Consider the following 12,576-nt stretch of genomic DNA (forward strand, 5'->3'; position numbering starts at 1 on the left):
GCGCAGGCGGCTGTCCGCCTGCCTGACCGGCACCGTCCGGGTGGTCGCCGAAGAGCCGGGGGCCCCGACTAGGAGACCGTGCACTCCCCCGAGGCGCTCTGGCAGCTCTGCGGGGCCCGCGCCTCGCCGCGCGCGGTGAAGGAGACCACCAGCTTCGCGCCCGCCGGCAGGTCCCTGGAGGACTCTATGACCAGCGTGCCGCCCTCCTGCCGCCACTGCGCCCCGTGCAGCGAGATCACCTCGCCGCCGACCGGGAGGCTCAGCCGTACGGAGGGCAGGTCCCTGTCGGCGGTGACCACGACGCGCGCGTCGTAGGTGCGGGACCGCCGCCTCTCGCTCCGGTCGGCGCTGAAGGAGACGGTGACCGCCGCGCGGCCGGCCAGGGAGGACGGCTCGGGCGACTGCGGGGCCTCCGGGGAGCCGGTCGCCCGCGGGGACTCGGAGGGCGGGGACTCCTGCCCCGGGGGAGTCGGGCCGGACGTCTGCTCGGGAGCGGAGTCCTGCCGGTCGCCGGAGGAGAAGGGGTCGTCGTCCTCCGGCGGGGGCGGCCGCTCCTCGGAGGGCCGGGACTCCTCGGTGGGAAGCGGGTCGTCGGCGGGGGGATCGCTCTCGGCCGCTCGCGGCGTGCGGGGGGACGCCTGCGGGTCGTCGTCGCGGTCCCGGCGGGCGACCACCGGCGTCGGCGCGGGAGAGGTCTCGGCCTGCCGCGGCGCGGGTTCCTCGCCGGGCTCGGCCTCCCGGCCGGGATCGGGTTCCCCGGTGGGCCCGGCGGTGTCCGCGACGTCCGGCTCGGACGGCGGCCCGCCCGGGCCCGCGGCCAGACAGCCGCCGAGCGTGCAGTCGGTGACCGGCGTCGTCGAGCTCTTCCACGCCTGGACGCCGGCGACGGTGCCGCCGGCGACCGCGGCCACGGCGGTGACGGCCAGCAGCGTCATCTTCAGCCATCCGCCGGAGCGGCGCTCCCGGCCGGGATCGTCCAGCTCCTCCCGCCAGGTCTCGGCCCTCCGGCCGGGACCCGCGGGGCTCCGGAGATCGGCCCGCATCTCGATCGTCGCCGACTCCTCTGGGCGGAGCCGTCGCCCGGCCGGTTCGACACGGGAGTCCGGCCCGGGGGCGGAGAACTCCGGCCCTCCGTTCCCCCCGCCGTGGGGGGTGTCGTCTCCACGTGCTCCGTGGCGGCCCATGTCACCTCTTTCTCCGGGAACGATGGCCGCCCATCTTCATAACACCATCAACACGTCTTTGTCACAAATTTCACTGATGTCCCCGGAGATAAGAGACATCACTCACGGAAGTGATCCCATCCGCCCCGCTCGGGCGTACGCCCCCTGACCTGGACACCGGCCCCCTCGGTCACCCGGCCCACCACGGTCCACTCGGCCGGCAGCCGTACCTCGCGGGGGAAGGTGGCGGCGAGCGCGTGGTCCTCGCCTCCGGAGAGCGCCCATTCCAGCGGGTCGGCGCCGAGCAGGCGGGCGGCCTTCTCCATCTCCGGGGTCACGGTGAAGGCCGCGGGGTCGAGCAGGACACCGGCTCCGCTGGCCTTCGCGACGTGGCCGAGATCCTGCAGGAGGCCGTCGCTGACGTCCAGCATCGAGGTCGCGCCCAGGATCGCGGCCCGGGGACCGCAGGCGTAGGGGGGCCGGGGGCGGCGGTGGGCGTCCACCAGCCCGCCCGGGTCGTCCAGCCCGGCCTGGAGCAGCGCGAGACCCGCGGCGGCGTGGCCGAGCCGGCCCGCCACCGCGACGACGTCGCCCGGCCTGGCCCCGGAGCGGGTGACCGGCGCGCGCCCGCCCAGGTCGCCGAGGGCGGTGACGCCGATCACGACCAGGTCGCAGCGGGTGGTGTCGCCGCCCACGACGCTCGCGCCGACCAGGTCGCACTCGTCGCGGAAGCCGTCGGCGAGGTCGTCCAGCCAGCCGGCGCCGGTGTCGGCGGGCATGCCCAGGCCGACCACGATCCCGGTGGGGTCGGCTCCCATGGCCACCACGTCGGCCAGGTTCTGCGCGGCGGCCTTCCGGCCGATGTCGTACCCGCTGGACCAATCGCGCCGGAAATGTCTACCCTCAAGTAGTAAGTCCGTTGTCACGACGACCCGCCCGTCGGACGCACTCACCACCGCGGCGTCGTCTCCGGGACCGAGCAAGACGGTCTCACCCTGTGACAGGCGTCCGGCAATCCGTGCAACGATTCCGAATTCGCCGAGATCTCCGACTGTGATGACGCACCTCCCGTTCATCTCAGGGTACGGTGGCCCTTCGGCACTGATCCAATCGCCCGGGAGGACGTGATGGTGCAGGCCTACATCCTTATCCAGACCGAGGTCGGCAAGGCCGCCAGCGTGGCGAGAGAGATCTCGGCGATCGCCGGCGTCACGCAGGCCGAGGACGTGACCGGTCCCTACGACGTGATCGTGCGCGCCGAGGCCCGTAACGTGGATGAGCTCGGCAAACTCGTGGTGGCCCAGATTCAGGCGGTGGAGGGGATCACGCGTACGCTTACGTGTCCCATCGTCCACATCTGAGCCACTGGATGAAAAATGGCATACCGGTTCGCCCGCTGGGCGGCCTGCGCCTGCTCCCTGTCGATTCTCACGGGGTGCGGCGGCGCGATCCGGGTGGATCCCCCCGTCCCGGATCCCGCGTCCGCCGCCGCGTGCGAGGCGCTCGTCGAGGGGCTGCCGGAGACGCTGGACGGCGCGGAGCGGGTGGAGTCCGCTCCCGCGTCGCCGTACGTCGCGGTGTGGGGTGAAGGCGAGATCGCACTGCGTTGCGGGGTGCCGCGCCCGGTGAACATGGCCGCCACCGACGAGGTGCCGGTGATCAACGACGTCGCGTGGTTCAGCGCCCCTTCCCTGCCGACGCTGTTCACCTCCGTCGGCCGCCAGGCCTACGTGGAGGTGACGATCTCCCGTTCGCACACCCCGGAGACCGTCCTCGTCGATCTGGCGGCCCCGATCAAGGCGGCCCTCCCCCAGACCGGCTGACGACCGGGCGCCCCGCCCGCCCCCTCAGCGGAGACCGGGCGACCCCGCCCGGCACTCAGCGCAGGCCGGGCGAGCGCTCCAGCGCCAGCTGGATCAGCCGGTCCACCAGCTCGGCGTAGGGCATTCCGCTGGCGGCCCACAGCTGCGGAGCCACCGACATCGCGGTGAAGCCCGGCATGGTGTTGATCTCGTTGAGGATCAGCCGCCCGTCGGAGGTGTAGAAGAAGTCCACCCGGGACAGGCCTTCGCAGCCCAGCGCCTCGAACGCCCGCACGGCCATCGCCCGCAGGTCCTCGGCCACGTCGCCGGGGATGTCGGCGGGCACCGCCAGGGACATGTCGTCGCCGATGTACTTGGCCTCGAAGTCGAAGAACTCGTGGTCGCCGTGGACCAGGACCTCGCCGGGGACGCTCGCCCGCGGGGGCTCGTCGCCCAGGGACTGCAGCACCGCGCACTCGATCTCGCGCCCGACGATCGCGGCCTCGACCAGCACCTTGGGGTCGTGCTCGCGGGCGAACTCGATCGCCCGCTCCAGCTCCCGCAGGTCGTGCGCCTTGGAGATGCCCTGGCTGGAGCCGGCCCGGGCGGGCTTGACGAAGACCGGCCAGCCGAGCTCCTGGATCTCCTTCAGCACCCGGTCGCGGTCGGTGCGCCAGTCGCGGTCGCGGACCGTGACGTACGGGCCGACGGGCAGGCCGGAGGCGGCCAGCACCAGCTTCATGTAGGCCTTGTCCATGCCGACCGCGCTGGCCAGCACGCCGGAGCCGACGTAGCGGACCCCGGCCATCTCCAGCAGGCCCTGGATGGTGCCGTCCTCGGCGAACGGGCCGTGCATCACCGGGAAGACCACGTCGACCTCGCCGAGCTCGACGGGGATCCGGGCGGAGTCGTAGGCCACCAGGGAGCCGCCGCCGGACGGCAGCGCCAGCTCGGAGCCCTGGACGTCGATGGCCGGCAGCTCGCCGTCCTCGATCGCGTAGCGCTGGTCGCCGGAGGCGAGCACCCACCGCCCGTCCTGGGCGATCCCGATGGGGATCACCTCGTATCTGGACTGGTCGATGACGTTGAGCACGCTGCCGGCTCCGAGGATGGAGACGGCGTGCTCGGAGTTACGGCCGCCGAAGACGATCGCGACTCGGGGCCGGGACGTGGACTGCTCGCTCATGATGACCGAATCTACCTTCTCCGCGACGCCGATCCGGTTGTCAGGCCCGCTATACCCGTGATCCCGGAAGTGAGTCGAGCGCCGCGGTCACGTCCGCGATGAGGTCCTCGGCGTCCTCCAGCCCGATGGAGAAGCGGACCGCCGCGGCGTCGACGCCGGACGACCCGTCGCCGAGCTGGCGGGGGCCGGTGGAGGCCGCGTGGGTGGCCTTCGTGCGGGTGCCGCCCGCCGTGGCGGCGACGGAGACCAGGCGGAGCGCGTCGACCAGCCGTACGCCCGCGTCGTAGCCGCCGTGCGGGATGACCGTGACGCACGCGCCGTACCGGGTGCCCTCGGGACCGGAGTCGAACAGGTGCCTGCCGAGCTCGTGACCGGAGTGTCCGGGCAGGCCCGGATAGTGGACCCGGCGCACGGCGGGGTGCTTGGCCACCGCCGCGGCGAACACCATCGCGGTGGCGCACATGCGGCGCACCCGCAGCGGGAGCGTCTCCAGGCCCCGGCGGAGCAGGAAGGCGTCGTCCGGGGAGAGCTCGCCCCCGACGTCTGCGGCGACCTCGCGGAGCCGGGCGACCAGACCCGGGCGGCCGACGACGACCCCGCCGGCGCAGTCGTCGTGCCCGCCGAGATAGGTGGTCGCGGCGTGGACCACGAGGTCCGCGCCGTGCTCCAGCGGGCGGCACACGACGGGGGTGGCGAAGGTCGAGTCGACCACCAGCAGGGCGCCGGCCGCGCGGGCGATCCGGTAGAGGCTCCGGATGTCGGCGACGACCATCGTCGGGTTCGACAGCGTCTCCGCGTATATGATCTTGGTGCTGGGCCGGACCGCCTCCTGCACCCGGTGCAGGTCCGCGTAGTCGACGAAGTCCGCGCTCACCCCGAACCGGGACAGCACGTTGGTGATCAGCGAGTAGGTGCCGCCGTACAGCGGGGCCGGGGCGACGACGTGCGTCCCCGCGCCGAGGAAGGTCATCAGCACGGTGCTGACCGCGGCCATCCCGGAGGCGAACGCCTGTCCCGCGACGTCCTCGGGGGCGGCCGCGCCCTCCAGGGAGGCCACGGCCGCCGCGAACGCCGCGACGGTGGGGTTCTCCACCGCGCCCGGCCCCTTCTCCCCGAACGCCTCCGCCTGCTCGGCGGTGCCGGCGAAGCTCCACGCCGAGCTGCGCCACACGGGCAGGCCGAGCGGGCCGGGCCGGGGCGCCGTGACGGGCGGCAGGCGCACCGATCGGGTGTTCTCCCCCTGCCGTCTGCGCGCGCGCCGGTTCACACGCCGTACCGTTCCGGCTTGGGGGTCCGCGACATCAGCAGCGCCGCGGCCTCGCCGGGCGGCATGCCGTCGTGGACCACGGCCACCACCACCTCGGTGATCGGCATCTCCACGTCGTGCTTCCTGGCCAGCTCCAGGACCGACTCGCAGGACTTGACGCCCTCGGCGGTCTGCTTGGTCGCGGCGATGGTCTCGGCCAGGGTCATGCCGCGGCCGAGGTTCTCGCCGAAGGTGCGGTTGCGCGACAGCGGCGAGGAGCAGGTCGCCACCAGGTCGCCCATTCCGGCCAGCCCCGCGAATGTGTGCGGGTCCGCACCGAGCGCCGCGCCGAGGCGGGTGATCTCCGCCAGCCCGCGCGTCATGAGCGTCGCCCTGACGTTGTCGCCCAGCCCCATCCCGGCCGCGATCCCGACCGCCAGCGCGATCACGTTCTTGACCGCCCCGCCGAGCTCCACGCCCACCACGTCGGGGTTGGTGTAGGCCCGGAACCACGGCAGGTGGCAGGCCTCCTGGAGCCGCTCCATGGCCCGCTCGTCGGGGCAGGCGACCACGGTCGCCGCGGGCTGGCCGAGGATGATCTCACCGACCAGGTTGGGGCCGGAGACCACCGCGACCCGTTCCTTCGGCACCTCGGCCACCTCGCAGACGACCTCGCTCATCCGCTTGGTGGTGCCCAGCTCGATGCCCTTCATCAGGCTCACCAGCACCGCGTCGGGCGGCAGGTGCGGCTTCCACCCGGTGAGGTTGCCGCGCAGCGTCTGCGAGGGGACGGCCAGCACCACGAAGTCGGCCCCGCCGAGGGCCTCGGCCGGGTCGGTGGTGGCGCGCAGCGTCTCGGGCAGCGCCGTGCCCGGCAGATAGTCGGGGTTCTCGTGGCGCTTGTCGATCGCCTCGACGATCTCCGCGCGCCTGCCCCAGAGAGTCGTCTTGGTGCCCGCTGTCGCGAGGAGCATCGCGAACGTGGTGCCCCACGAGCCTGTCCCGAATACGGCCGCCTTGGTCATTTCATCACCGTACGCCGACGTCAGCCGTCAGTGGACTTTCCGGGCCCACCGGCGGGATTCCTGAAGGGGACCGCGGGGGGCTTCTCCTCGCGCAGTTCGGCGAGGAGGGCCGTGATCGCCGCCATGATGTCGGCGGTGGCCTCCCGCAGGACGTCGGCCTGGAGCGGCAGGCCGTCGTACTTCGACAGGTCGACCGGCGGCCCGACCAGCACGCGGAAGGTCTTGCGCGGCAGCAGCCGGGGACGCTTCTCGCCGTACGGCAGGATCTCCTGGGCTCCCCAGTGCGCCACCGGGATCACCGGGACACCGGTCTGCAGGGCCAGCCGGGCGACACCGGTCTTGCCCTCCATCGGCCAGAAATCCGGATCGCGGGTGCAGGTGCCCTCGGGGTAGAACATCACGCACGCCTGCTCCTCGGAGATCCGCTTCCCCGCCGCCTCCAGGGAGCGGATCGCGTCGGCGCTCCCCCGGTAGACCGGGATGGCCATCAGGGACCGGACCGCGCGGCCGAGCCCGGGAACCGAGAAGAGCGCGGCCTTGGCCAGGATCACCGGCCAGCGCCCGTTGTTGTAGAGGAAGTGCGCGACCAGGATGGGGTCCAGCCACGACAGGTGGTTGGTCGCAAGGATCATCGCGCCCTTGCGAGGCAGCCGGTCGGCGCTGCGCCAGTCCTTCTTCACCAGGAGCCACGAGATCGGTTTGACGATCACGACGGCCAGGGCGACCCAGAATCCGGTCGGCCAGCCGGGGCGTCTCATTCGGTCCTCCGTATGCGCGGGGTGCGCCCCAAGTCTCCCGGTTGGCTCCGGGAACTGTCGAGGCGGGATGCTTAAGGTTATGCCTCCTTCCGAGAGTTCCGGCTGGACCCTCGTCGTCCCGGTCAAGACGCTGGTCGCAGCCAAGACGCGGCTGGCCGAGGCCGCGGGGCCGCACCGGGCCGCGCTGGCCGTGGCCATCGCCTGCGACACCGTCGAGGCCGCCCTCGGCTGCGCCCTGGTGGACCGGGTCGTGGTCGTGACGGGCGATCCGGTGGCGGCCGAGGCCCTGGCCGGCGTGGGCGCCCATCTGGTCGCCGATCCGGAGGCGGGACTCAACGCGGCGCTGCGCCACGGCGCCCGGGAGGCGGTACGGCTGGCGCCCGGCGGCCCGGTCGGCGCGCTCCAGGCCGACCTGCCCGCCCTGCGCCCCGGGGAGCTGGCGCTCGTCCTGGCCGCCGCGGCCGAGTTCGACCAGGCGTTCCTGCCCGACGCCGCCGAGGTCGGCACGACCTTCTACGGGGTACGGCCCGGCGTCGACTTCACCCCCGGGTTCGGCGGCGAGTCACGCGAGCGCCATCTGCGGCGCGGCGCGAAGGAGTTGTGCCCGCCGGGGGTCGAGTCGGTCCGCAGGGACGTCGACACCCCCGACGACCTGCGCGCCGCCCTCGCCCTCGGCGTCGGGCCCCGGACCCGGGCGGTGACACGACAGATCGGGGAGCCCCCCGGCCGGGAGACTCCCCTTCCCTGACGCGCCGGGCCCGGCGCGGCCGGCGGGTCAGTGTCCCGCGTGCTCCTCCTGCCGGGCCTGCCTGGGCAGCAGGAAGGCCGTGACGAAGGTCAGCAGGAGCATCCCGGCGACCACCCAGAGGATGGTGGTCATCACCCCGCCGAAGTCGGGGATCGCCTGAGCGGCCAGCCGGTCGAAGAAGACCGTGCCGAGCAGGGCCACGCCGAAGGCGCCGCCGAGCTGCTGGACGGCGGTGAGCGTGCCGGAGGCCGAGCCGGTCTCCTGCTGGTCGACCCCGGCCAGCACGATGTCGAAGAACGGGGCCATCAGCAGGCCCATGCCCACACCGGTGACCAGGAGGGCGGGAACGAACTGCCAGGGGGTCACCGCCGTGCCCGCGAGGGAGACGGTGAGCAGGACGCCCAGCGTGCCGAGGGTCATCACCAGGACGCCGCCCTGCAGGACCTTGCGGCCGAAGCGCTGCACGGCCTGGGCGAGGCCGAACCCGACGACCATGCCCAGCGACCAGGGGATCATCACGAGGGCGGCCTTCAGCGTGGAGTAGCCCAAGCCCACCTGGGTGTAGAGGTTGAACACCAGCGTGAAGCCCGCCATCGAGGAGAAGAACACCAGGCCGGTCAGCAGGCCGCCGGTGAAGGCCCGCTTGCGGAACAGGGTGGGCACGACCAGCGGGTCGCCGCCCGTGCGGCTCTTGCGGGCCTCGAACCAGCCGAAGAGGCCGAACACCGCGATGGAAGCGCCCATCATGACGAAGGACCAGACCGGCCAGCCGCTCTCCCGTCCCTGGACCAGCGGGTAGACCAGGAGCAGGCCGGCCAGCGTGGCCAGCAGCATGCCCGGGATATCCAGCTTGAGCGGGTGCGGCGAGCGCGACTCGGGCAGGAAGCGCAGCCCGGCGGCGAGGGCGGCCAGGCCGAGCGGCAGGTTGATCAGGAAGATCATGCGCCAGCCGGTGCCGAAGAAGTCGGCGTCGATCAGCCATCCCGCCAGGATCGGACCGCCCACCGAGGACAGCCCCATGACCGGGCCGAACAGGCCGAAGGCCTTGCCGACCTCGTCCGGCGGGAACATCTCCTTGATCATGCCGAGACCCTGCGGCAGCATCACCGCGCCGAACAGACCCTGCACGACACGTGCTCCGACGAGCATCTCGGGGGACTGCGCGATCCCGCACAGCAGGGAGCCCACCGTGAAGCCGGCGGCTCCGATCAGGAACATGCGCTTGCGGCCGAAGATGTCGCCGAGCCGTCCACCGGTGATCAGACCCACGGCCATCGAGAGCGTGTAGGCGGCGCCGAGCCACTGGATGGTGGCGGGGGTGCCGCCGATGTCGGCGCGGATGGAGGGGGCGGCGATGTTGGTGATCATCGCGTCGAGCAGGTCCATCACCTCGGCGGCGAGGATCACGAAAAGGGCGGCCCAGCGCCACCGGTAGGCCGCCGGCTCCGCTGGTGATCGGCGGGCCGCCTTCACATCAATGCTCATGAAGCTTCCTCAGGGATTGCGAAAGGGATCGCGAAAGGGATTGCGGACGAGCGGCCGCACGGGACGGCCGCAGCTTGAGAAGAACGAGGGGAACGAAGGGAACGAGAGGAACGAAGGGAACGAGGGAAACGAGGGAAACACTGTTCTGCTCCTCTGAACAGTGTTCACCATACACGAGCGCCATCCGATTTGAGAACAGTGTTCAGAAGGAGCGTTCGGTGTTCTCACGATATGACGCGTGGAGATTCCGTACAAGATATGTCTTGAAGGTGAGCATCGTTCGGCAAGGAGAGCATCGTTCGGCCCGCAGTAGACTGCGACCATGAGTGACGAGCTGCCCGCACTGCCCTGGGAGCGGTCACGCCGTCGCGCCGCTCCCGCCCGCGTCCCGCTCACCGCCGAGCGGATCGTCGACGCCGCCTACGCGGTGCTCGACCGCGAGGGCTACGAGAAGCTGAGCATGCGGCAGGTCGCCGCCGAGCTCGGCGTCGCGGTCTCCGCCCTCTACACCCATGTGAGCGGCAAGGACGAGCTGCTGGAGCTCATGTACATCCGGCTGTTCAAGGGCTGGGAGCTGCCCGAGCCCGACCCCGCGCGCTGGCGGGAGCAGGTGGCCGACTTCGCCCGCGAGTCCCGCGGACGCCTGCTCGAACACCGCGACCTGGCCAGGATCTCCATGGGCGGGATGCCGTTCAGCCCCGACGTGCTGCCGCAGATGGAACGGCTCTTCAGCCTCTTCCGCACCGCCGGGCTCCCCGACTACGTGGCCGCGGCCGCGGGTGACATCATCTCCACGTTCATCGACGGGTTCGCCTACGAGGAGAGCATGTGGGAGAGCCGCCAGCGTGAATCCGACCAGACCGCGTGGCCGGACATGCGGGCCAGTCTCAGGCAGTACTTCGCGGACCTGCCGCCCGAGCGCTTCCCCGCGCTGACCGCGCTGGCCGACCACATGCTGCCCGAGTCCAGGGACGAGCGCTTCGAGCTCGGCATGGAGATCATCATCCGCGGGCTGGCGTCCTTCGCCGAGGAGACGGCCCGGAACGGCGGGGGCGCCGGCGACGCCGGCGGGGGCTCATAGCCGCAGGATCGCCCGGCAGGTCAGCACCGGCAGGTGGGCCAGGAAGAACCCGCACACGGCGACCCAGAGGATCGCGTGCGCGTCGAACCAGGTCCCCAGCGTCCCGCCGAGCAGGCCCCCGGCCGGGGCCGCGCCCCACATCAGGAACCGCATGCTGGCGTTCATCCGGCCGAGCAGGCGCTCCGGGGTGATCCGCTGGCGGTAGCTGAGCTGGTTGACGTTGTACACCGACCCGCCCACGCCGAGCAGCAGACATCCGAGCGGGTACAGCGCCAGCCGCCAGCCCCCGGCGGCCAGCGGGACGAGCAGGGGGGCGGCGGAGGCCAGGACCGCCCCGCCGCACATCGCCCGGCCGGTGCCGTACCGGGCGGCGAGGCGGGGCGCGAGGGCCGCGCCGATCAGGCCGCCGACAGGGGCGCCGGTGAGCAGCAGGCCGTACAGCCCGGGGCTCACACCGAGCGTCCTGAGCAGGAAGAAGGGCTGCGCGACGAACCAGACGCCGTTCGAGAGCATGGTGACCGCGCCGACCATGGCGAGGCGGCGCAGCATCGGGTGGTCCACCACGTAGCGGACCCCCTCGGCGATCTCCTCCCGGAGGCTGCGGCGCTCCGCGGCGGGCGCGGGCGCCTCCTCCGCCCGGACCCCGCCCAGCAGCAGCGCGGAGACCAGGTAGCTGACCGCGTCGGCGAGGAGGGCGATCGGCGCGGTGACCGCGTGCACCAGCCAGCCGCCCAGCGCCGGACCGGACAGGACCGCGGTGCTGCGCATCGTCTCCAGGACGCCGTTCCCGCGCAGCAGGTCGTCCCTGCCGACCAGCGAGGGCAGGAAGCTCATGTGCGCGACGTCGAAGAAGACCGTGCCGAGTCCCATGAGCAGGGCGACGAGATAGAGCTGGGGCAGGGTGAGGGCGTCCAGGGCGACGGCGAGCGGGACGGACGCCAGCGCGGCGGCGCGCAGCAGGTCGCTCCAGATCAGGATGGGGCGGCGGCGCAGCCGGTCCACCCACACCCCCGCGGGCAGCCCCAGGACCAGGAAGGCGGCGGTCTCGGCGGCGGTGACCAGGCCGACCTCGAAGGGGCTCGCGTCGAGGGCGAGCACCGCGACCAGCGACAGGGCCACGATGGTGACCTGGGTCCCGAACTGGCTGATCGCGTCGGCTCCCAGGAACAGCCGGAACGACCTGTCCCGCCACATTCCGGCACCCGTCTCCCCGGTCCGCATGATCACGGATCGTCCCGGCCCCGACCGGGAGGGTCAACTCCTTTTCCCGTACGGCGGCCCGCGCCCCTCCGCGGGGTCCGCTCCCTCCATACGGTGCCCCGTCTCTCCCTACGGCGGCCCGCGACGGGTCTAAGGTGGTGGGCGTGCAGGCGACGGTGAAGGTCTTCGACCCCGAGACCCGGTCCGGGTCGGTGTTCCTGGACGACGGGACCGAGATCCCGTTCGGCGCGGAGGCGTTCGACGCCGGTCCCCTCCGGCTGCTCCGGTCCGGCCAGCGGGTGAACATCGTCATGGACGACGGCCTCGTCACCTACGTCACGCTCTCGACGTTCCCGCTCCCGGACGCCACCCTCTAGGCGGCCGGCCCGGGGCCCCGCCGTACGGCCGGACACGGAACGCCCGGGTCCACGACGGTGGACCCGGGCGCCCGGCGTGCGAGGACTACTTCTTGCCGACCTTCTTGCCGCCCTCGTTGACGAGGTCCTTGAAGTCCGAGCCCGGGCGGAACTTCGGCCCCCAGCTCTCGGCCACCTTGATCTCGGCTCCGGTCGAGGGGTTCCTGGCCGTGCGGGCCGGCTTGTGCACCATCTCGAAGGCGCCGAAGCCGGTGATGGAGACCTTGTCGCCCGCGGCGACCGCTTTCTGGATGGTGTCGAGGACCGCGTTCACGGCCTCGTTGGCCGTCTTCTTGTCGCCCACCCGGTCCGCGATGGCGTCGACGAGTTCTTTCTTGTTCATGAGGTTGGTGGCTCCCTATTGCCGATGTCCGGGAGCGGGCCCTGAGAAAGAAAGCCCGTCTTACCCGTGTGTCACCGCGAGGGTCCCCGACGGAGCGAGAAACCCCTTACCCGCTTGAAATTA

General features: G+C 72.2%; 14 protein-coding genes. 5 read left to right on the forward strand and 9 right to left on the reverse strand.

Annotated elements, in window-relative coordinates; genetic code table 11:
- Positions 1–68: 68 nt before the first annotated feature.
- Both Plo01_RS25170 and Plo01_RS25175 read right to left on the reverse strand, forming a co-directional pair.
- Entirely contained in the window at positions 69–1,184 is a 1,116-nt protein-coding gene (locus Plo01_RS25170; protein ID WP_203893154.1) for a hypothetical protein, read from the reverse strand.
- 98 nt (positions 1,185–1,282) lie between these two features.
- Positions 1,283–2,239, reverse strand: a complete 957-nt coding sequence (locus tag Plo01_RS25175; RefSeq protein WP_203893155.1) for a thiamine-phosphate kinase — start codon at positions 2,237–2,239, stop codon at positions 1,283–1,285.
- A 51-nt stretch (positions 2,240–2,290) separates the two neighbouring features.
- Here Plo01_RS25175 and Plo01_RS25180 point away from each other — a divergent pair, with 51 nt between their 5' ends.
- Both Plo01_RS25180 and Plo01_RS25185 read left to right on the forward strand, forming a co-directional pair.
- Entirely contained in the window at positions 2,291–2,524 is a 234-nt protein-coding gene (locus Plo01_RS25180) for an Lrp/AsnC family transcriptional regulator (protein ID WP_203893156.1), read from the forward strand.
- 15 nt (positions 2,525–2,539) lie between these two features.
- Positions 2,540–2,986 carry a DUF3515 domain-containing protein gene (locus tag Plo01_RS25185; RefSeq protein WP_203893157.1) on the forward strand — a complete coding sequence of 149 codons (447 nt, stop codon included), beginning with the start codon at positions 2,540–2,542 and terminating at the stop codon, positions 2,984–2,986.
- A 55-nt stretch (positions 2,987–3,041) separates the two neighbouring features.
- On the opposite strand, the gene Plo01_RS25190 is transcribed toward Plo01_RS25185, so the two are convergent.
- From Plo01_RS25190 to Plo01_RS25205, 4 genes are read right to left on the reverse strand one after another with little or no spacing between them, the layout of a single operon-like run.
- On the reverse strand, positions 3,042–4,151 hold the full coding sequence (locus tag Plo01_RS25190; RefSeq protein ID WP_203893158.1) for a D-alanine--D-alanine ligase family protein: 1,110 nt from the start codon (positions 4,149–4,151) through the stop codon (positions 3,042–3,044).
- A 49-nt stretch (positions 4,152–4,200) separates the two neighbouring features.
- Positions 4,201–5,418, reverse strand: a complete 1,218-nt coding sequence (locus Plo01_RS25195; protein WP_203893159.1) for a trans-sulfuration enzyme family protein — start codon at positions 5,416–5,418, stop codon at positions 4,201–4,203.
- Positions 5,415–6,422: an NAD(P)H-dependent glycerol-3-phosphate dehydrogenase gene (locus Plo01_RS25200; protein ID WP_203893160.1), complete on the reverse strand. Its 1,008-nt coding sequence runs from the start codon at positions 6,420–6,422 to the stop codon at positions 5,415–5,417. Before Plo01_RS25200 ends, Plo01_RS25195 begins: the two co-directional genes overlap by 4 nt.
- 20 nt (positions 6,423–6,442) lie before the next feature.
- Positions 6,443–7,180, reverse strand: coding sequence for a lysophospholipid acyltransferase family protein (locus Plo01_RS25205; RefSeq protein WP_203893161.1), 738 nt, complete (start codon positions 7,178–7,180; stop codon positions 6,443–6,445).
- Positions 7,181–7,247: 67 nt separating this feature from the next.
- Between Plo01_RS25205 and cofC the strand changes: the two genes are divergently transcribed.
- Positions 7,248–7,928 carry a 2-phospho-L-lactate guanylyltransferase gene (gene cofC, locus Plo01_RS25210; RefSeq protein ID WP_203893162.1) on the forward strand — a complete coding sequence of 227 codons (681 nt, stop codon included), beginning with the start codon at positions 7,248–7,250 and terminating at the stop codon, positions 7,926–7,928.
- A gap of 27 nt (positions 7,929–7,955) precedes the next feature.
- Here the strand turns inward: cofC and Plo01_RS25215 are convergent, their stop codons facing one another.
- Positions 7,956–9,413: an MFS transporter gene (locus Plo01_RS25215; RefSeq protein WP_203893163.1), complete on the reverse strand. Its 1,458-nt coding sequence runs from the start codon at positions 9,411–9,413 to the stop codon at positions 7,956–7,958.
- Positions 9,414–9,735: 322 nt separating this feature from the next.
- Here Plo01_RS25215 and Plo01_RS25220 point away from each other — a divergent pair, with 322 nt between their 5' ends.
- Positions 9,736–10,494 (forward strand): TetR/AcrR family transcriptional regulator, encoded by a 759-nt coding sequence (locus Plo01_RS25220; RefSeq protein ID WP_203893164.1) that lies wholly within the window; start codon positions 9,736–9,738, stop codon positions 10,492–10,494.
- Here Plo01_RS25220 and Plo01_RS25225 read toward each other — a convergent pair.
- Positions 10,489–11,715, reverse strand: a complete 1,227-nt coding sequence (locus Plo01_RS25225) for an MFS transporter (RefSeq protein WP_239317018.1) — start codon at positions 11,713–11,715, stop codon at positions 10,489–10,491. The genes Plo01_RS25220 and Plo01_RS25225 overlap by 6 nt on opposite strands.
- 143 nt (positions 11,716–11,858) lie before the next feature.
- On the opposite strand from Plo01_RS25225, the gene Plo01_RS25230 reads away from it, so the two are divergent.
- The gene (locus tag Plo01_RS25230; RefSeq protein WP_203893165.1) at positions 11,859–12,071 is read left to right on the forward strand and encodes a hypothetical protein; all 213 of its coding nucleotides are present in this window, start codon (positions 11,859–11,861) and stop codon (positions 12,069–12,071) included.
- An 85-nt stretch (positions 12,072–12,156) separates the two neighbouring features.
- On the opposite strand, the gene Plo01_RS25235 is transcribed toward Plo01_RS25230, so the two are convergent.
- A complete protein-coding gene (locus Plo01_RS25235; RefSeq protein ID WP_203893166.1) occupies positions 12,157–12,453 on the reverse strand; it encodes an HU family DNA-binding protein in 297 nt (98 codons plus the stop codon).
- Positions 12,454–12,576: the final 123 nt, after the last annotated feature.

The sequence above is a fragment of the Planobispora longispora genome (genome assembly GCF_016863135.1).
Lineage (GTDB): Bacteria > Actinomycetota > Actinomycetes > Streptosporangiales > Streptosporangiaceae > Planobispora > Planobispora longispora.